Annotated in this window: 18 protein-coding genes; 1 reads left to right on the plus strand and 17 read right to left on the minus strand. The window is 71.5% G+C overall.

The annotated features are described in order from the left end of the window. Positions 1 to 431: 431 nt before the first annotated feature. From dprA to proS, 16 genes are all read right to left on the minus strand, one after another. Positions 432 to 1,745 carry a DNA-processing protein DprA gene (gene dprA, locus OG823_RS11395; protein WP_371484431.1) on the minus strand — a complete coding sequence of 438 codons (1,314 nt, stop codon included), beginning with the start codon at positions 1,743 to 1,745 and terminating at the stop codon, positions 432 to 434. A gap of 233 nt (positions 1,746 to 1,978) precedes the next feature. After that, positions 1,979 to 3,580, minus strand: coding sequence for a YifB family Mg chelatase-like AAA ATPase (locus OG823_RS11400; protein WP_371479361.1), 1,602 nt, complete (start codon positions 3,578 to 3,580; stop codon positions 1,979 to 1,981). A gap of 1 nt (position 3,581) precedes the next feature. Continuing rightward, positions 3,582 to 4,124, minus strand: coding sequence for a YraN family protein (locus tag OG823_RS11405; protein WP_371479362.1), 543 nt, complete (start codon positions 4,122 to 4,124; stop codon positions 3,582 to 3,584). A 332-nt stretch (positions 4,125 to 4,456) separates the two neighbouring features. After that, positions 4,457 to 4,783, minus strand: a complete 327-nt coding sequence (locus OG823_RS11410) for a DUF2469 domain-containing protein (protein WP_190213000.1) — start codon at positions 4,781 to 4,783, stop codon at positions 4,457 to 4,459. Between the two features lie 54 nt (positions 4,784 to 4,837). Continuing rightward, on the minus strand, positions 4,838 to 5,311 hold the full coding sequence (locus OG823_RS11415; RefSeq protein ID WP_371479363.1) for an NUDIX hydrolase: 474 nt from the start codon (positions 5,309 to 5,311) through the stop codon (positions 4,838 to 4,840). A gap of 154 nt (positions 5,312 to 5,465) precedes the next feature. Beyond that, entirely contained in the window at positions 5,466 to 6,245 is a 780-nt protein-coding gene (gene lepB, locus OG823_RS11420; RefSeq protein WP_371479364.1) for a signal peptidase I, read from the minus strand. A gap of 195 nt (positions 6,246 to 6,440) precedes the next feature. Next, positions 6,441 to 7,415 (minus strand): signal peptidase I, encoded by a 975-nt coding sequence (gene lepB, locus OG823_RS11425; RefSeq protein ID WP_371479365.1) that lies wholly within the window; start codon positions 7,413 to 7,415, stop codon positions 6,441 to 6,443. A gap of 246 nt (positions 7,416 to 7,661) precedes the next feature. Then, positions 7,662 to 8,690: a signal peptidase I gene (gene lepB, locus OG823_RS11430; RefSeq protein WP_371479366.1), complete on the minus strand. Its 1,029-nt coding sequence runs from the start codon at positions 8,688 to 8,690 to the stop codon at positions 7,662 to 7,664. Between the two features lie 139 nt (positions 8,691 to 8,829). After that, the gene (lepB, locus tag OG823_RS11435) at positions 8,830 to 9,600 is read right to left on the minus strand and encodes a signal peptidase I (protein ID WP_371484432.1); all 771 of its coding nucleotides are present in this window, start codon (positions 9,598 to 9,600) and stop codon (positions 8,830 to 8,832) included. A 315-nt stretch (positions 9,601 to 9,915) separates the two neighbouring features. Next, entirely contained in the window at positions 9,916 to 10,266 is a 351-nt protein-coding gene (gene rplS, locus OG823_RS11440) for a 50S ribosomal protein L19 (protein WP_073925982.1), read from the minus strand. Positions 10,267 to 10,420: 154 nt separating this feature from the next. Beyond that, positions 10,421 to 11,239 (minus strand): tRNA (guanosine(37)-N1)-methyltransferase TrmD, encoded by an 819-nt coding sequence (trmD, locus tag OG823_RS11445; protein WP_371479367.1) that lies wholly within the window; start codon positions 11,237 to 11,239, stop codon positions 10,421 to 10,423. A 212-nt stretch (positions 11,240 to 11,451) separates the two neighbouring features. Next, on the minus strand, positions 11,452 to 12,102 hold the full coding sequence (rimM, locus tag OG823_RS11450; protein WP_371479368.1) for a ribosome maturation factor RimM: 651 nt from the start codon (positions 12,100 to 12,102) through the stop codon (positions 11,452 to 11,454). Positions 12,103 to 12,327: 225 nt separating this feature from the next. After that, complete coding sequence (locus OG823_RS11455) at positions 12,328 to 12,567, minus strand: RNA-binding protein (protein WP_371479369.1); 240 nt, start codon at positions 12,565 to 12,567, stop codon at positions 12,328 to 12,330. Between the two features lie 2 nt (positions 12,568 to 12,569). Then, a complete protein-coding gene (rpsP, locus tag OG823_RS11460; protein WP_371479370.1) occupies positions 12,570 to 13,001 on the minus strand; it encodes a 30S ribosomal protein S16 in 432 nt (143 codons plus the stop codon). Positions 13,002 to 13,392: 391 nt separating this feature from the next. Further along, the gene (locus OG823_RS11465; RefSeq protein WP_371479371.1) at positions 13,393 to 13,971 is read right to left on the minus strand and encodes a hypothetical protein; all 579 of its coding nucleotides are present in this window, start codon (positions 13,969 to 13,971) and stop codon (positions 13,393 to 13,395) included. Positions 13,972 to 14,355: 384 nt separating this feature from the next. Beyond that, positions 14,356 to 15,768, minus strand: coding sequence for a proline--tRNA ligase (gene proS / locus OG823_RS11470; protein ID WP_371479372.1), 1,413 nt, complete (start codon positions 15,766 to 15,768; stop codon positions 14,356 to 14,358). 219 nt (positions 15,769 to 15,987) lie between these two features. Between proS and OG823_RS11475 the strand changes: the two genes are divergently transcribed. Continuing rightward, positions 15,988 to 16,830 (plus strand): class I SAM-dependent methyltransferase, encoded by an 843-nt coding sequence (locus OG823_RS11475; protein ID WP_371479373.1) that lies wholly within the window; start codon positions 15,988 to 15,990, stop codon positions 16,828 to 16,830. 194 nt (positions 16,831 to 17,024) lie between these two features. Here the strand turns inward: OG823_RS11475 and OG823_RS11480 are convergent, their stop codons facing one another. Beyond that, positions 17,025 to 17,552, minus strand: a complete 528-nt coding sequence (locus tag OG823_RS11480; protein WP_371479374.1) for a GNAT family N-acetyltransferase — start codon at positions 17,550 to 17,552, stop codon at positions 17,025 to 17,027. Between the last annotated feature and the right edge of the window lie 52 nt (positions 17,553 to 17,604).

A 17,604-nucleotide genomic window follows, 5' to 3' on the forward strand; every position in this document is an offset into this window, starting at 1 on the left:
ATCGGGTCGACCGGAGCGCCGGGATCGGTCGACGCAGCCGGTCCGGCCGGTCGGGCCGGCGCGGCAGGACCGGCCTGAGACGCCGCGGCCGGCGCGCCGCCTGCCGCAGCGGGCCGCCCGCTCTGCCGGGTCAGCCCCATCCCGCCCAGTGCCTTCTGCTGGACGTCCGCCACGGAGCGCGTCTCGGTCCTCGGCCCCCCCGAGGACCGACCGCTACCGGTCACCCTGTGTCCGGGAATGTGTGTGGGCATACGTTGGTCTGCGCCGTTCTGCCGAGTCGTGTGCTGATAGGGAAGCCATAGGGAGCGTAGCGTGACCGACTCGCTGCAATGCGCTACCGCCACTCGGTCGTCCCCCGATCCGGTGGCCTTCGACCCGCCCACAGGGGGCGCGCGGCAGCCGCCGGCAGCGCTCGGATTTGGCCGCGCGCGTCACCCCTTCCGAACGACCCGCCAATGCGCCCCGGCACGCTCGACGAATCCCAACGAGCCGAGCTCGTAGAGCCGTTGCAGGACCTCGTCCGGCGGCAGTCCGGACTGCCTGGCCAGTCGTTCCACCGGTGCGCCGTCCGCGCACGCGGGCACCGCCTCGAGCACGCGCGCCACCGCCGGTTCCAGGAGATCCCGCGAAAGGACCGGCCCGGCGCGCCGCGGCGCGAGATCGTCGCCCATGGCGCCGATCAGTTCGCCGATCTCCGCCGCATCCGTGACCAGGGTCGCCGCTCCGCTGCGGATCAGCGCGTGCACTCCGGCGGACAGCTCCGACGTCACCGGGCCGGCGACGCCCATGACGTGCCGGTTGAGATCCCGGGCGCGCCGCGCCGTACTGAGCGCCCCGCTGCGCACAGCGGCTTCGACCACCACCGTGCCCCGGGTCAGCGCGGCGATGACCCGGTTGCGCAGCACGAACCGGAATCTGTTGGGGTGCTGCCCGGGCGGCAGCTCGCTCAGCAGCAGCCCCTGCTCCGAGATGCGACGGATCAGCTCCGTGTGCCCCGCCGGATAGGCGACGTCCACTCCGCAGGCGAGCACCCCCATGGTCATGCCCCCGACCGCGAGAGCGCCCCGATGGGCGGCGGCATCGATCCCGTACGCCGCTCCCGAGACCACCACCCAGCCCCGCTCGGCCAGCTGTGCGCCCAGCTCCCCGGCGACGTGCGCTCCGTACGCGGTGCAGGCGCGGGCGCCGACCACCGCTACCGACCGGAGGGCCAGGAGACGCAGCGAGCCGGTGCCCCGGAGCCAGAGCCCGACGGGGCGGCCGGGGCCCAGGTCGTCGAGCTGGCTGGGCCACTCCGTGTCCCCCGGAATGATGAAGCGTCCACCCCGCTCCTGTACCCGTTCCAGGTCCGCCTCGGGGTCGAGGTCGGCGAGCCGTGCGCGGTAGGCGGCCAGCCGTCCCGGCTCCAGATCGAGATCGGTACCGGCGTCGCCGGGAGCAGCGCCCTCCCGGAGGCTGCGCACGACGGTGGTGGCTTCGCACTGGAGAAGCCACCGGCCGATGACCGCGTCGCCGGGCTCCGTGAGCCTGCTGAGCGCCGCCCGGGCAAGGCGTTCGCGGCTCGGATCCTCCGAGGTGGCGGCGTCCCGGGGCGCGATCTCCGCGGCGCCGCGGGACGGGACGCCGCGCGAAACGGCTCTCGGCGGTAGGGCTCCCGGTAGCGGGGCTCCCGGTGGTTGGGCTCCCGCTCCCGGAGCCGTCCTCGGGTGCGGAGTTCGGGGCTTCCGAGTTCCCAGCCCCGGCATCTCCGATCCCGGGGGCGGGTCCTGCTGCACCGTGTACGTCGTGCGATCCACCGTCACCTCCATGGTTGATCTCCTGTCGGTGGTGTTCCGTCGGAACGCCTCGTGCGTTGAGGTCGGATTGGGAGACGTGCCCAACCAACGGCTCGCCGGCGCGCGCCGCCATCGCCTCACGGATGTGCCGGGGGGTGCGGCAGGCGGCCCGCACATCCCTTCTGGGTCATTGGGAGGGCCGCTCACCCCCGCGTGGCCGGGCCGTGCGCCACTCCGGTACGCAGGACGAGGGCCGTGCGGAGATCGCGTTGGTCGGGGCGGTCCCGGCCCGCCAGATCGGCCACCGTCCAGGCGACCCGCAGCACCCGGTCCAGGCCACGGGCGGTGAGCAGGCCGCGCTCCAGCTGGTGGGAGACGTCCGTCATGGCACCCGGCGCGAGTCCCCACCGCGTGCGCAGCTGATGGCCGGGCACCTCGGCGTTGGTCCGCCACGGCGTGTCGCTCAGGCGCACGGCTGCCCGCTCCCGGGCCTCCCGTACCCGAGCTGCCACGGTCGCGGTGCTCTCGGCCGTGGTGTCGCGCTCCATCAGCTCCGCCCGGGTCACCGGAGCCACCTCGACCTGGAGATCCACCCGATCCAGCAGTGGGCCCGACAGCCGTCCCTGGTAGCGGTTCACCATGGCCGGTGTGCACTCGCAGCCCCCACCGCGCTGCGAGTGGCGCCCGCAGGGGCAGGGGTTCGCCGCGAGACAGAGCAGGAACCGGGCGGGGAGCCTGAGCGAGCCGGCCGATCGGGCGATCACCACCTCGCCCGACTCCAGCGGCTGGCGCAGGGCGTCCAGCACACGCACCGGAAACTCGGGAGCCTCGTCCAGGAAGAGCACTCCGCGGTGGGCCAATGAGACCGCGCCCGGGCGGGGGAGCCCACTGCCCCCACCGACGATCGCGGGCATCGTTGTCGAGTGGTGCGGGGCGCAGTACGGCGGCCCTGCGATCAGTGGCCGTCCGGGCGGCAGGAGACCCGCGACGGAGTGCACAGCGGTGACTTCCAGGGCCTCGGCCCGGGTCAGGGGTGGGAGCAGCGCCGGCAGCCGCTCGGCCAGCATGGTCTTTCCCGCTCCGGGCGGGCCTTTGAGGTAGAGGTGGTGGCCTCCCGCCGCGGCGATCTCCAACGCGCGGCGCGCCTCGTACTGGCCGGCGACGTCGGCGAGATCCACCTGCGAGTTCTCCCGCCCGGCCAGGCCACGTACACCCGCGCCGGGCAGCATCAGACCGGCCAGGAGCGGGTCGGGCCGTCCGTTGACCGTGTCGGAGGGCTCCTCCGGCACCGGTGCGTCGGTGAGGACGGCGATCAGTTGGCGAAGGCTCCGAACTCCGATGACCGAGACCCCGGGCACCAGCGCCGCTTCGGCGGCGGTCTGCTCGGCCACGACCACCTGCCGATAGCCGGCTTCGGCCGCGGCGAGGACGGACGGCAGCACCCCCCGCACCGGCCGCACCCGTCCGTCCAGACCCAGCTCGCCGATGATCAGGAGTTCGGCGATGGCGGACGGATCCAGCCGCTCTGCCGCCGCGAGCACGGCGCAGGCCACGGCCAGGTCGAAGCCGCTACCGCTCTTGGGCACCGATGCCGGACTCAATCCGACCGTCAGCTTGCGCTGGGGCCAGGTCTCACCACTGTTCACGACCGCGGCCCGGACCCGGTCCCGGGCCTCGGAGAGCGCCTTGTCGGGCAGCCCGACCAGACTGAACGCGGCGACTCCGGGCTCGAGGTCCGCCTGGACCTCGACCACGACGCCGTCGACCCCCATCAGTGCCACCGAGCAGGTACGGGCGAATGCCACGTCATACCGCCCCTCGGAGGTGATCGACGGAGGCAGCGCCCTTGATCCGGTTGATGACGGCCACCAGATCGATGCGCACCCCGCCCGGCGGCGCCGGGGTGGGCCAGAGCGGGTCCTCGGTTGCCGTCTCGGGCCCGCCGATCCCCTCGGCCAGCAGGGCGAAGTGGAGGGGCCAGCGCTCGCTGAGCCACCGCTCGGCCAGTCTTCGCAGGCGCTCCGCCTTGGTCGTGTCGATCGCTTCACTGGGCTGCTGGAAGCTCCGTTCGGAACGGGTCTTCACCTCGCAGACGGCCAGCGTCTCGCCGTCGAGGGCGACGATGTCCAGCTCGCCCTCGACGCAGCGCCAGTTCCGTTCCAGAATGCGCAGTCCGTCCGCGCTCAGCCGACGGGCGGCGACCTCCTCACCGTAACGACCCAGCGCGTTCGTGCCGCGCCTGAGCGGTGGGCGGGATCGCCCGGCCGGTGCGTCCCTGTCCCGGCCGTCCGCACGTGCCGGCTCCGCCGGTCCGCTGCGGGGCTCCCCGGGATCGCTCGCCCGCGCCACTCCCGGCGATCTCTCGGCGAGTGCCTCGTCCGCACGCCGGTCGGATGCCTTCGTTCCGGCCGCGCCGGCGGCCCGCGCCGGGCTACCGCCCGGACCCCGCGTCGCGCTCCTCCGTGCGGTCTGCCGCGGACGCTTCTGCGTACGCGGCTCTGTGCTCTGTTCCGAGTCGGGCACAGTGATCACCTCCGGTCACGGAGGCTGCCGTGCGGCCCGGGAAGTGACCAGGCACAGCCGATTTCCTGTGGATAACCCGGGGCTGTGGATAACTGGTGTCACCCGCAGGAGTGAGGTATCCGGTCATCTCTGGACAACGGAGCAGGCGCGGTCCACCGTCAGTTTCCGAAGCCCGAATCGTCCGAGGGCAACTCCAGATCGCTCTTCGCCAGCTCCTCGATGTTGACGTCCTTGAACGTCAGCACCCTGACCTTGCGGACGAACCGGGCCGGCCGGTACATGTCCCAGACCCAGGCATCAGCCATCGACACCTCGAAGAAGACCTCGCCCTGGAGCGAGTGAACCTGCAGCTCGTAGTCGTTCGTGAGGTAGAAACGCCGTTCCGTCTCGATCACGTACTTGAACAGGCCGACTACGTCCCGGTACTCCCGGTAGAGCTTGAGCTCCATCTCGGTCTCGTACTTTTCGAGATCCTCGGCACTCATTCAGGCGTCCCCTCAGCTCGTCAGTGCACCCATTGTGGACCACGGCACCCGCCGTCAGAGCCGTACCGGAGTGACTGGTGGCCCATCGGCCAACAGCTGCTCCAGGAACCCCGCAAGTCCGACCGGGTAGACGGTCTCCCCGGTCTGCCGAAGCTCGGCCACGGTCCACCAGCGCGCCTCCAGCAGCAGGGCGTGTTCCTCTGCGGCCGTGCCGGGAAGGTCGACCTCGCAAGCGGCCGTGCGTGCCAGCAGAAAGCGCTGGTCCTGTTCGAATGCCTGTCCCCGAAAGGAGAACGACACCGTGCCGTACGCCACCTCCGGCCCCAGAGCCACGGATCTCAGGCCCGTCTCCTCGGCGATCTCCCGCAGCGCGGCCTCGCGCACGCTCTCCCCCGGCTCCAGGCCTCCTCCCGGGGTGATCCACCACATGACGTCCGGGAGGGCCGGGTCGAAACCGCGCAGCAGCAGAAGGCGCTCCCGTTCGTCCAGCAGGAGCACCCGAGCCGCTCTGCGCCGCTCGATCGCCATCACCGTGCCTCCCGTCCGATCCGCCCGGCCCACCGGCATCGCACCGCGGCGGCCGTTCCCGTCCGGGCCTGCTCGGACCGCACTCGCTCCGACCGCGCCGGGCCGGACACCGTCCGATCCCGTCCCACAGCTTCGAAGCAGTTCAGCCCCGGGGTCAGGCCGCTGTTCCGGCCTTGCTCCGTCGGCGTCCGACCCGCCCCGCCCATCCTGCCACTCCGCTCACGGCACACGTCAGCACGATCAGCCCCGCCCCGACGACCGTGGCGTAGGCGGCCGGCTCCAAGGGCCCCGGAGCGCTCGCCCCCGGCCCGCCGACGGCATCGAACGATCCCGGCCGCCCGAGCATCCCCAGCCTGCCGAAAGGCTGGATCGTCGCCTCGACGCGGGCGACCACGTCCGTGGCCGGGACGCTCCCGCCCGCCACCTCCACGTGGGTACGGGAGTCCAGCGAGTTCATGCGGTTGTCCCCGAGCATGAACAGGCGGCCGGCCGGCACCTGCACGCTGAACGCCGCGCCCTGGACACCGTCCTTCGTCAGGTACGGCTCGTCGACGGCCTCGCCGTTGACCGACAGCCGATTCCCGTCGCCGCAGCACGCGACGGTGTCGCCGCCGACCGCGACCACCCGCTTGACCATCAGCTCTCCGCCCCATGCCTGGTCACGGAAGACCACCACGTCCCCACGACCGACGGTGCCCCCGTCGGCCTTCCGGGCGAGCACCGTGTCGCCGATCTGCAGGGTCGGCGTCATCGAGGCGGACGGGATCCGGTAGGGGCGGTAGTCCACCGCGATCAGGGCGAATCCTCCGAGCATCAGTACCAGCCCCAGCCCGATCGCCACCCCCTGCACGATCGAGCTCGGCCGCCGCCCGGGCCGGGCGGCACGTACCGGTCGGCCGGCAGCCTGGTCCGCCTTCTCCGCGACATTGCTCATGGATACCGTCCAACCCTGGGGGACCTACGGGCGGGCCGTGGCCGGGGGCACGAATGCCGACGGGCCGTGGCACGTCCGAGCAGATTACTCGTCGGTACCACGGCCCGCGCAAGACCCGAAGCCTCCCCAGTCCCGCATCCAGAACCGCACCCACACTAGGGAAGGAGCCGATCAGGATGCAGCAGGACGCCGCCGTCAGGCGTTGTTCCGCCGCCTCGCCCAGCGGACCAGCGGCAGCAGACCGACCGCTCCGGCCACGCCGGCGACCGGCGGGGCGAAGGGCGCGGCCGCCGCCAGACCCTTCTGGTCGAAGGTGTCCGGCACCGGCAGCGTCGCCCAGTGGTTGAGCGGCCAGGCCACCACGAACGCCCGACCCACCACATCGCTGACCGGGACGGTGCCGCCACCGGGCTGGTCCATGTGGTAGCGGGAGTCCAACGAGTCGGCCCGGTGGTCGCCCATCACCCAGATCCGGCCGTCGGGCACGTGGACCGGTCCGAACTGCTTGGTGCCACACGGAGTGTTGCCCGGGAAGACGTAGGGCTCGTCGAGTGCGATGCCATTGACCTTGACCGGCCCCTCGCCCTCGCACTCCACGGTGTCGCCGCCCACCGCGATGACCCGCTTGATCAGGTCCTTCTCATTCGCCGACGGCATCAGACCGACGAAACTCAGCACGTCCTGGACGCCTCTGACGAAGGAGTTGTTGCTCTGCTGGGAAGGCTCGTCGTTCAGCCAGCCGCCCGGGTCGTGGAAGACCACGACGTCGCCCCGCTCGGGCTCCGCTCCGAACCAGGGCGTCAACTTGTCCACCAGCACGCGGTCGCCGACCTGCAGAGTGTTCTGCATCGACTCGGACGGGATGGAGAACGCCTGGACGAAGAACGTCTTGATCACCAGTGCCAGGATCAGCGCGATCCCGACCAGGATCGGCAGTTCCTTCCAGAAGGACCGCTGCTTGCGTTCCGAGCCGGAGGTTCCCGCCTCTCCCTCCTCGTCGGCGGCGGTCGCCGGAACGTCGTCCGCGCTGTTCCGGTCCTCGGCCGACTTTGCCGCGGTGTTCTCGACGGAGTCCGAGGACTCCGCCGACTCGGCAGACCGGGACGTCCGGCCGCCGGCGCCCTCGGGCTCTCCGGCGCCTGAACGTGCGCCGATCACCAAATCCCCCACGACATCTCCTCCCAGCTGTGCGGACGCTCGTGCGTCCGCTCTCACCAGTGCCGCACAGCGGGCACCACGCTCAACAACCTGACTGTCAACCACACCGGGACTGCTCGCCGGAGCACACCCGGCACCGACACGGCCGCAGGGGTGATCAGTACCTCGTACCGGTTACCCCAGCACTTCTCTATCACTCCCAGGCGTCCGGTCCGCGATCCCACACGCCGGCCTCGACGGCCACCGGACGGGAGGGCCCTATCCCGTCGTCACCGACCGACGACGGACGATGAGCGGGAGGAAGCCCAACACACCCATAACGAGCGGAGGTTCCGTCGGAACCGGCCTGACCCCCAACGAATACGGCACGGCGCCCAGCGCCACCCCCGGCGACGGCAACGAGGAGAGTGAAGCAGGCTCGTCCAGTTGATGAAAGCGCTTCATCGGCCAGGCGATCACGAACGCACGCCCCACCACATTGCCCAACGGGATCGTGCCCTGTCCCGGGTTTCCCATGTGGAAGCGCGAGTCGGCGGAGACGTCCCGGTGGTCCCCCATCACCCACAAGCGCCCCTGCGGCACCTGCACCTTGAAGGGCTGCCGGGAGGGCACGTTTCCCTCGGCGAGATACGGCTCGTCGACAGGTGTGCCGTTGACGCTGATCCGTCCCTGATCGTCACAGCACTCCACCGTGTCGCCGCCGACTCCGATGACCCGCTTGATCAGGTCCTGCTCGTTGTCCGAGGGCAGCAGTCCGACATAGGTGAAGACCGTCTTGACCCCGTGCATGACCGGCCCATCGGTGGAGGCCTTGTGCTCGCTCTCCAACCAGCCGCCGGGATCCTTGAAAACCACCACATCGCCACGTTTCGGCTCGCTGCCGAACCACGGAGTGAGCTTGTCCACCAGCACTCGGTCACCGATCTGGATGGTCTGCTCCATCGAACCGGAGGGGATCACGAAGACCTGCACGAGGAAGGTCTTCATCACCAGCGCGACCAGCAGCGCGACCACGAGGATCAGAGGGAACTCCCGCAGGAACGATCGCCTGCGCCGACGGGCGGCACGCTGCGCGCTGCGCCTGCGCTCGGCCCGCCCACGCCCGGCCGCCCCCACCTCGGTGACCGCCTTGCCCCCCGCGGCGTCGGTGGCGACGTCCAGGGCCACGTCGGCCACAACAGCGGTCGCAACGAGCCCCGTCGGCCTGCCACCATCGCCCCTGCCACCGCCGGTACGGACATCGCCGACCGTGCTGATGCCGATGTCGCCGTCGACGACGGAGCCCACGGCGCCGGATATGAGGCGGTTCTCCTCCGAGCCCGACTCGTCGACCCTCCCGACGGTCGCGGACCGGCCGTCGTCCCTCCCCGAAGGCGGAGCCGGTGTGGCCGCGGGCCCGTCGGAGCGGCGACCGGGCGCCTTCGCCCTACCCCTCGTCCCCATGGCCACCTGTCCTCCCTGGCGCGGCGAAGATCGCCGGGCGGTCCAGGCCGGTCCAGTGGCCGACGGGGAAGACGACCCAGTCGGCCCGGCCGATCACCTTGTGCTCGGGCACGAAACCGCCGCCCGGCTCACCGAGATGGTCACGCGAGTCGCGGGAGACGCTCCGGTGGTCACCCATCACCCACAACTTGCCGGCCGGCACCACGATGTCGAACGCCACGCTGGAGGGAGCGTCACCGGCCTGGAGATAGGCCGACTCGTCGAGCGGGACGCCGTTGACCGTGAGCGGCCCACCCGGGCCAGGGCTGGTCACCCGATCCCCGCCCACCCCGATCACACGCTTCACGTAGACCGTGTCACCGGCCGGGGCCAGGCCGAGATCCTCTCCGAGAGCACGCAGGCTCGGGCCGATCCCGGTCGGCTCGGACGACTGGGGAAGGAAGGAACCGGTGCCGTCGAACACCACGACGTCGCCACGCCGGACGTGCCCGCCGAAGGCGTACGCCAGCTTGTCGACCACCAGACGGTCGCCCGGGCGCAGGGTGTTCTCCATCGACCCGGAGGGGACGGCGAACGGCCGCGCCACAAAGGCGTTCACGAGCAGCAGCGCCAGCAGGCAGACGCCTGCCAGCCGAAGAAGGTCCCGCAGCCACCGACGTCCGTGTCCGCCCTCGCCGTCGCCGTCGCATTCACGAGCTCGATCACGGCCCGCGTCGGTGGCGTCGACATCGGCATCGGCATCGGCGTCGGAGATGTCCGAGCTCGCCGCCCGGCACTCCGGCCCGGGGTTCGCGCTCGTGGCAAGTTCCGCGACGACCGCGGCATCCGATTGCGCGGCGGGACGGGGGTGCGCGGTCACCCTGCCGTCGGTCGCCCGGGTCACCTCGGCGGCGGGGCCCGGTTCGGAAACAGCCGCGGACCGCGACGGCCTGTCCGCACCCTTGGGTACGGAACTGCCGTCGCGGTCCGCGATTGGTTCGTACGTGCTCATCGGGGGCTGAGCTTACCTTGCGGCATGCCGGCCCCGTCGAGCGTACCGACCCCTCGGCCAGGCCAGGGGGTCAGCGGATCAGCGGTCGCGCTTCTCCTTGATCTTCGCGGCCTTGCCGCGCAGGTCACGGAGGTAGTACAGCTTGGCGCGGCGGACCGCACCGCGGGTCACGACCTCGATCTTCTCGACGACCGGGGTGTGCACCGGGAAGGTACGCTCCACGCCGACGTTGAAGCTCACCTTGCGGACGGTGAAGGTCTCACCGATGCCGGAGCCGTGACGACGGATGACGACGCCCTGGAAGATCTGGACACGGGAGCGGTTGCCCTCGATGACCCGGACGTGAACCTTCAGGGTGTCACCGGCGCGGAACGCGGGGATGTCGGAACGCAGCGAGGCCGCGTCGACAGCAGCGAGCTTGTTGCTCATGTTGCTCTCCATCGCAGGCGCCACGGGCCGCCCACGGAAGTTCGTCACAATGGGGTGTGTTGCGGGCCGCACGGGTTGGCGGTGATCCCCCCGTGGCGGGGGCACCGGTCCAGCTGACTCCTACGTGAGCAGTCCAGCGACAGACAACAGCCGCCTATTCTTCCACATCATCGGCCAGGGACCGAAATCGGCCGAGCCGCTCGTCCCAGGCCAGACCGAGGATGCTGAGAGCCTCCCGGTCCTTCTTGTCGAACCCCTCGTACTTCCAGCGCTCCACGAGGTCGGGACGGTTCGCCAGGGTACGACCGAAGGCCTGCTCACGCCGCCAGCGGGCGATCTTGCCGTGGTTACCGCTGAGCAGCACCTCCGGCACCGCCCGGCCACGCCACTCGGCGGGCTTGGTGTAGACGGGCCCCTCCAGCAGGTCAGCCATGGCTCCGGGGGCGAACGAGTCGTCCCGGTGGGACTCGGCATTGCCCAGCACGCCGGGAAGCAGTCGGGCGACGGCCTCGACCATCACCAGCACGGCGACCTCGCCACCGGCCAGCACGTAGTCACCGATCGAGGCCTCGACGACCGGCATCCGTGTGGCGGCCTCCTCGATCACCCGTCGGTCGATGCCCTCGTACCGGGCGGGCGCGAAGGCGAGCCAGGGCAGCGCCGCGAGTTCCTGCGCCAGCTCCTGGGTGAAGGGGCGGCCGCTCGGCGTCGGCACCACCAGGGTGGGCACCGCGCCTTCCTGTCCGGCGCCTGTCACCGCGTCCAGCGCCGCCGCCCACGGCTCGGGCTTCATCACCATGCCGGGGCCACCCCCGTACGGGGTGTCGTCCACGGTGCGGTGCACGTCGGTCGTCCAACTGCGCAGGTCGTGCACGTGGACGTCGAGCTGTCCGCGCGCGCGGGCCTTGCCCACGAGCGAGACGTTCAGGGGCTCAAGGTACTCGGGGAAGATCGTGACGACGTCGATCCGCATCCCGTGCCGGACGGAACCGCCGGACGGAACCACCGGACGGACGACCGCGGCTTCAGCTCCGGCTCCGGCTCCGGCTCCGGCTCCGGCTCCCGCGTCCACGGCGGTGCCAACGGTGTCGCCGATTCGCGCTTCGTCGTCGGCCCCGGCGCCCACCCCGGATCCGGGTCCGAGTCCGGCCGGGGCATCGGGACTGCCGACACCCTGCGGCGACGTCATACGTCGCCCCCGGCGCTCTCGCCCGTGACAGCCCCGCCCGCGACGTCCTCGCCCTCGGCAGCCGCGTCCTCGACGACCGCGTCCGCGTCCTCGACGACCGCCTCCGCCTCGGATTCGTCGTTCACGACCACGGCGTCCGCCGCGTCGATGAGCCCCGGGGGCGGGTCGATGACCACGCGCTGGTTCTCGAGGTCGATGGTCGGCACGATCCTCGTGACGAACGGCACCAGCACTTCGGTGCCGTCGGCCTTCTCCACGGTGAGCAGGTCCTGGTAGGGCAGGTGCACGACCTCGGTCAGCTCGCCCACGGGCGTGCCGTCCAACAGGACGACGTCGAGCCCGATCAGCTGGTGGTCGTAGAACTCCTCCGGATCGTCCGGACGCTCCTCCGGGTCGACCTCGGAGATCAGGATGGTCCCCCGCAGGGCCTCGGCCGCGTTGCGGTCGTTGACCCCCGCGAAGCGCAGCAGCAGCCGGCCGCTGTGGACCTTGCCGGACTCGACGGTCAGCGGGCCGGTCGACGCCGGGTCGGTGAGCACGACCGCCCCGGGGCCGAGCCGCAGCTCCGGCTCGTCGGTCCGGACTTCGACGCTGACGTCCCCCTTGATGCCGTGGGCGCGGCCGATCTTGCCGACGACGAGCTGCACGGTGATCGCTCTCCTGAGTTCAGGTACTGGCCGAATGACGGAAACATGCGGCCGACCGAACATCCGGGCCGGCCGACCTGCCGGCCTGGGGCCCGCGCGGGTCGGCCGGCCGAAGGGCCTGCGGACCGGCGAACGGACTGGCCGGCGAACGAAAAACAAGGCCGGCCGGGACGACAAGCGTCCCGACCGGCCCCAAGCAGACTGCCTGTCCGCACAGTGGCGGAATCAGTGAATGCTGTCCACGTCGACGAGGTCGACCCGGACGTTGCGACCGCCGAGCGCGCCGACCACGGTGCGCAGAGCGCGCGCGGTCCGGCCGCCACGGCCGATCACCTTGCCGAGATCATCGGGGTGCACCCGCACCTCGATGGTGTTGCCCCGACGCAGGGTGCGCGAGCGCACCTGTACCTCGTCGGGGTGCTCGACGATGCCCTTCACCAGGTGATCGAGGGCGTCCTCGATCACGATCAGGCCTCGGTGGAAGCGGCGTCGGCCTCGGCCTCGGCCTTGTCCGACTTCTTGGCCTTCGGGGTGATGGCAACACCGGTGGTGCTGTCCTCGAAGCCGGCGACGGCCTTCGCGAAGAGGTGCGAGAAGTCCTCGACCTTGGGCTCGGCGACCTTGAGCGGCGCCGGAGCCGGGAGGCCCTTGAACTTCTGCCAGTCGCCGGTCAGCTTGAGGATGGCGAGCACCGGCTCGGTCGGCTGGGCGCCGACGGACAGCCAGTACTGCGCGCGGTCGGTGTCGACCTCGATCTTCGAGGGGTCGTAGGTCGGCTGGTAGATGCCGATCTCCTCGATCGCGCGACCGTCACGCTTGGTGCGGGCGTCGGCGACGATGATGCGGTAGTGCGGGGCGCGAATCTTGCCGAGACGCTTGAGCTTGATCTTGACTGCCACGGGAGTGGATTCTCCTGGAGTTGACGTGGGTGAGCGGCCGCGTCCTCCGCGTGGGGTTGCGGGGTCGGCCGTTCAAGGGACACGCCAGCCGTAGGAGAGAGGGGTCCTGCTCGGCTGCCGAGTACTCAGCTGTCAATTGTGCCACACCGCCGCAGGTCGGCCCGACAGGGGTCGCGACGGGCACCCGCGCCACCCCACCCGGCCCGCCCGCCCGGCCCCGCCCGCGCCGCGGGGCCGACCACCCCTGGACCCGGGGGTCGGGCCCGTCCAGCTGCTTGCGCCCCCGCTCGACCGGCGCCGGCCGCCGGGCGTCACCGCCGCCCGGGCGTGCCCGGAAAACTCGAAGGCCTGGCCGACCATGAGCTCGCGCTCCGGTCAGCCAGGCCCCTGACTACGCAATCTTGAACGGCTGCTGGCAGGCACCACAGACGATCGAGGCCTGCGCGAGCACCGACGGCACCACCCGGACGTTGCGACCGCACCCGCAGATCGCCTTGACCCGGACTCCGCCCCCGGAGGAGCCGTGCCGGGCCGCGGGGCCCCGGAAGGCGCGCGAGGCGCCGTCGCCGGCCACGGCCTCCTGATGGGCACCGAGCGCATGGTCGAGCCGCTCGATCGTGTCGGCGTACCTCTCCTGCGTCTCCTTGAGCATGGTCACCTGGGAGAAGCCACTGCTCGCGTGCGGCTCGACCGGGTGGGCCAGCCCGAGCTCGGAGGCGAGCAGCAGGAAGCGCCGGTTGTGGTAGCGCCCGGCCCGCGAGGTGTCCCGGATGTCCCGGGCGGCGGCCAGGCCGTGGGCGGCCTCGTGGAGCAGCCGCTCGAAACCGAGCCGGGTGCCACAGGCCGAGGAGGATTCGCCGATGAGGGCCTCGGGCGAGGCCAGATCGGGGAGATCCTGGTGGTGGGTCTGGATGTCACTCCAGGCGGCGGCCAGTTCGGCCGCGAGGACGAGGGGCTGTGTCGTGCTCACGCTAGACCAACGATGGAGTGCGTGCCGATGTTCCGGGGCGTCCCGTTCTCCTGGAATTCCCAGGAAACTCTCAGGAATACGCGGCAGCGCGCATATTGCGTGTTATCGATCTGACGCAAGACCAACCCCCTGCAAGTGTGGACCCGTCGGAGTTCGGCGGGCTCGTCTGCTTCCGCCCCTGGGCGGGCGATCGCCCAAGACGTACGGCCCGTCGCCCTCGTCGAGTTGACAGGGCCACGGGCCGTACACCGTACCGCTATTCCGTTAATACCGGGAGTTGACCGGTCAGTAGGCATGTCAACAGGTGAGACGATCGCCCCCACCGCGACGAAAGAAGCCTGCCGGGCCGGAACAGAACCGTCCGGTAACCACCTTGAAATCGAATCAGTAGGCGCGCGCGACGATCGCGATATTGCCGGCCTGGTCGTCCGTCAACGGCACGGAGCCGTCGGCGGCGACGATGCAGCGCACCGATACGCCCTGCTCGGCCAGCTTGGCCTCGCCCTCCGGGCCGAGGTCGGCCCAGGAGATGCGGCCCCAGCCGGTGGCGGCGGCCTCGATCGCCTCGTCGATCGTGGTGACGTCGACGGTGCGGGACTCGCGGCGCTCGCGGGACTGACGGAGCAGCAGCGCCTGGTCCTCCTCCAGGAGGCCGGGCAGCAGCGCCGCCAGGCCGTCGATCGCGACCGGCTCCTTGCCACCGGGGATGCGACGGGCCAGCATCGCGGTGCCGCCCTCCAGGTCGCGCGGGCCGACCTCGATGCGCACCGGTACGCCCTTGAGCTCCCAGTCGACGGCACGGCGGCCGAACGGGGTGTCGGTGCGGTCGTCGACCACGACCCTGATGCCCGCGGCCTCCAGCTCCGCGCCGATCTCGCGGACCTTGGCCAGCACGGCGTCGTCGCCCTTGATGGCGAGGACGACGGCCTGGGTCGCGGCCAGTCGCGGCGGCACGCGCAGGCCGTTGTCGTCGCCGTGCGACATGATCAGGCCGCCGACCATCCGGGTCGAGACGCCCCAGGAGGTCTGCCAGACGTGCTCGCGCTCCGCGCCCTGCAGCTGGTAGGTGGTGTTGAACGCCTTGGCGAAGTTCTGGCCCAGCTCGTGGCTGGTGCCCATCTGCAGCGCCTTGCCGTCACCCATCATGCCTTCGAGGGTGAGGGTGTTGATGGCACCCGCGAAGCGCTCCTTGGCGGTCTTGCGACCGAGCACCACGTCGATGCCGAGCACGTTGATCATGAAGTCCGCGTAGACCTCGGTGTGGATGCGGGAGGCGTACGCCCGCGCGTCCTCGTAGGTGGCGTGGGCCGTGTGGCCCTCCTGCCAGAGGAACTCGGTGGTGCGCAGGAAGACGCGCGGACGCAGCTCCCAGCGGACCACGTTGGCCCACTGGTTGATCAGCAGGGGCAGGTCCCGGTGGCTCTGCACCCACTTGGAGAAGTACTCGTTGATGATCGTCTCGGAGGTGGGCCGGACGACGACCGGCTCCTCCAGTTCCTTGCCGCCGCCGTGGGTGACCACCGCGAGCTCGGGCGCGAAGCCCTCGACGTGCTCGGCTTCCCTGGTCAGGTAGGACTGCGGGATGAACATCGGGAAGTAGGCGTTCTGAGCGCCGGCCTTCTTGATGCGGGCGTCCATCTCCTGCTGCATCCGCTCCCACAGGCCGTAGCCGTACGGTCGGATGACCATGGTGCCGCGCACCGGACCGTTGTCGGCCAGCTCGGCCTTGTTGATGAGGTCCTGGTACCAGCGCGGGAAGTCGTCCGCCTGGGGGGTGAGAACGGGTGCCTTTGCCATGGGGCGAATCGTACGGGGCATTCGGCCCCTCCTCCGAATCCGCCCGGGCCCGCGCCGCGTCCGATCGGGCGCTCGGGGCGCGGGGGCGCACGCCCGCGGCGCGCGGACAGCACGCTGTACCCCTCTGGACGGCGCGCCCGAGCCGCTGTTCGCTGGAGGGGGGCGGGACCTTGGGGGGAGCCACGGACACGACACCGAAGGACCGGATAGGAGGCCGCGATGGCTTCAGCGCAGGCGACCGGTACGACCGCAGAGCACGCGCTGGTACAGGACCGAACAGAGCCCGACGGGCCGGGGCCCGGCCGGGCCCGCGACTGGGCCGAGATCCAGGAACGGATGCTCGTACCGCTCTACGAGGCGGTCCACGACCGCCTGGAGGTCGGCCCGGCCACCAGCGTGCTCGGCCTCGGCTGCCGGTCGGGGCTGGCGCTGCTGCTCGCGGCGGGGCGGGGCGCCGAGGTCGCCGGACTGGAGGCGCAGCCGGAGCTGCGGCAGCTGGCCCGGGAGCGCCGGCTGCGGGTCGGAGCGGAGGGCCGGCCGGGGGGCCGGACCACGGCGGAGCAGGACGACGTCCCCCGCACGGCCTATTCACTGGTGACGGTTTTCGAGCAGCTGCCGGGAGCCTGCGACCCCGCACGGGTGGTCGCCGAAGCGGCACGTCTCACCCTGGCCGGCGGGCATGTGGTGCTGGCCGCGTGGGGTCCGCCCGAGCGCTGCGAGAGCGCGGCCGTGCTGGACGTGGCGCGCCGGCGGGCCGGGCGGACCACCGCGCGCGACCCGTTCGCGCTGAGCGCGCCCGGCGGCCTGGAGGACCTGCTCCTGGGCACGGGCCTGCGGCCGGCCGGCAGTGGCCGGGTGAGCTGCCCGTTCGCGTACGCGGACCTGGACAGCGCGGTGCGCGGGCTGCTCTCCACGGGCCTCTACGACAGCGCGGTCGAGTTCTCCGGCCGCTCGCTGGTGGCCAAGGAGCTGGAGGAGATCCTGCACCCCTACCGGCGGCCGGGCGGCGCGGTACGGATGGCGAACGTCTTCCGGTACGTCATCGCGGAGCGGATGCGCTGAGGCGACCGCGGGGCGGGGCGCACGTCGCACGACGTGCGCCCCGCCCCGCACGGACACACCCTCCCCGACCGGACACGCCCTCCCCGACCACCCCCACCTCAACCCGCGCGCGCCACGGCCCGCACGCACCTCAACCCGCGCGCGCCACGGCCCGCACGCACCCCGCCCCGCACGCGCCCCGCCCGGCTGCCCGCTCAGTCCGTCGGCAGGCCCGGCCGCTCCTCCGCCGTCAGGGCGAACCGCTCGTGGTCGCGCCACGCACCGCCGAGGAACAGCATCCGGGGTGTGAAGCCCTCGTGCCGGAAGCCCAGCCGGCGGGCCATCGCGATCGAGCGCTCGTTGTCCGGCTGCACGTTGATCTCCAGTCGGTGCAGACCGAGGCCGCCGTCCGCCTGGGCGGCGAGGCAGTGATCGACGACCAGCAGCATGCCCTCGGTCATCCGGCCGGTCCCGACGAACGGCAGGTACGAGTCGTAGCCGAGCGCGCCGTTGCAGAACCGGCCCATCACGATGTTCGCCACGTTGCACTTGCCGACCAGCCCACCGGTGGCCTGGTCGACGATCAAAAAGGTCCGCAGGCCGGCGCCCTGGCGGGTCAGCAGCTCGGGCAGCCCGTCCGGCTCGACCGGGTTCCAGCGGCCGATGTGCCCGGCGGACCGCCGAACGGCCTCGGCGTACTGCTCCACGTCTGCGGGCCTCGGCGCCCGAATCGTCACTCGCACTCCCCCATCATCGGGCACGCCCCCGGGTACGCGGACGGCCCGCCGCCCGGGT

Source organism: Kitasatospora sp. NBC_00315 (assembly GCF_041435095.1).
GTDB lineage: Bacteria > Actinomycetota > Actinomycetes > Streptomycetales > Streptomycetaceae > Kitasatospora.

Coding starts and splice junctions, on each gene's coding strand:
- dprA (WP_371484431.1), bottom strand. CDS start 1,745: ATGCCGGGGCTGGGAACTCGGAAGCCCCGAACTCCGCACCCGAGGACG.
- OG823_RS11410 (WP_190213000.1), bottom strand. CDS start 4,783: ATGAGTGCCGAGGATCTCGAAAAGTACGAGACCGAGATGGAGCTCAAG.
- OG823_RS11415 (WP_371479363.1), bottom strand. CDS start 5,311: ATGGCGATCGAGCGGCGCAGAGCGGCTCGGGTGCTCCTGCTGGACGAA.
- lepB (WP_371479364.1), bottom strand. CDS start 6,245: ATGAGCAATGTCGCGGAGAAGGCGGACCAGGCTGCCGGCCGACCGGTA.
- rplS (WP_073925982.1), bottom strand. CDS start 10,266: ATGAGCAACAAGCTCGCTGCTGTCGACGCGGCCTCGCTGCGTTCCGAC.
- trmD (WP_371479367.1), bottom strand. CDS start 11,239: ATGCGGATCGACGTCGTCACGATCTTCCCCGAGTACCTTGAGCCCCTG.
- proS (WP_371479372.1), bottom strand. CDS start 15,768: ATGGCAAAGGCACCCGTTCTCACCCCCCAGGCGGACGACTTCCCGCGC.
- OG823_RS11475 (WP_371479373.1), top strand. CDS start 15,988: ATGGCTTCAGCGCAGGCGACCGGTACGACCGCAGAGCACGCGCTGGTA.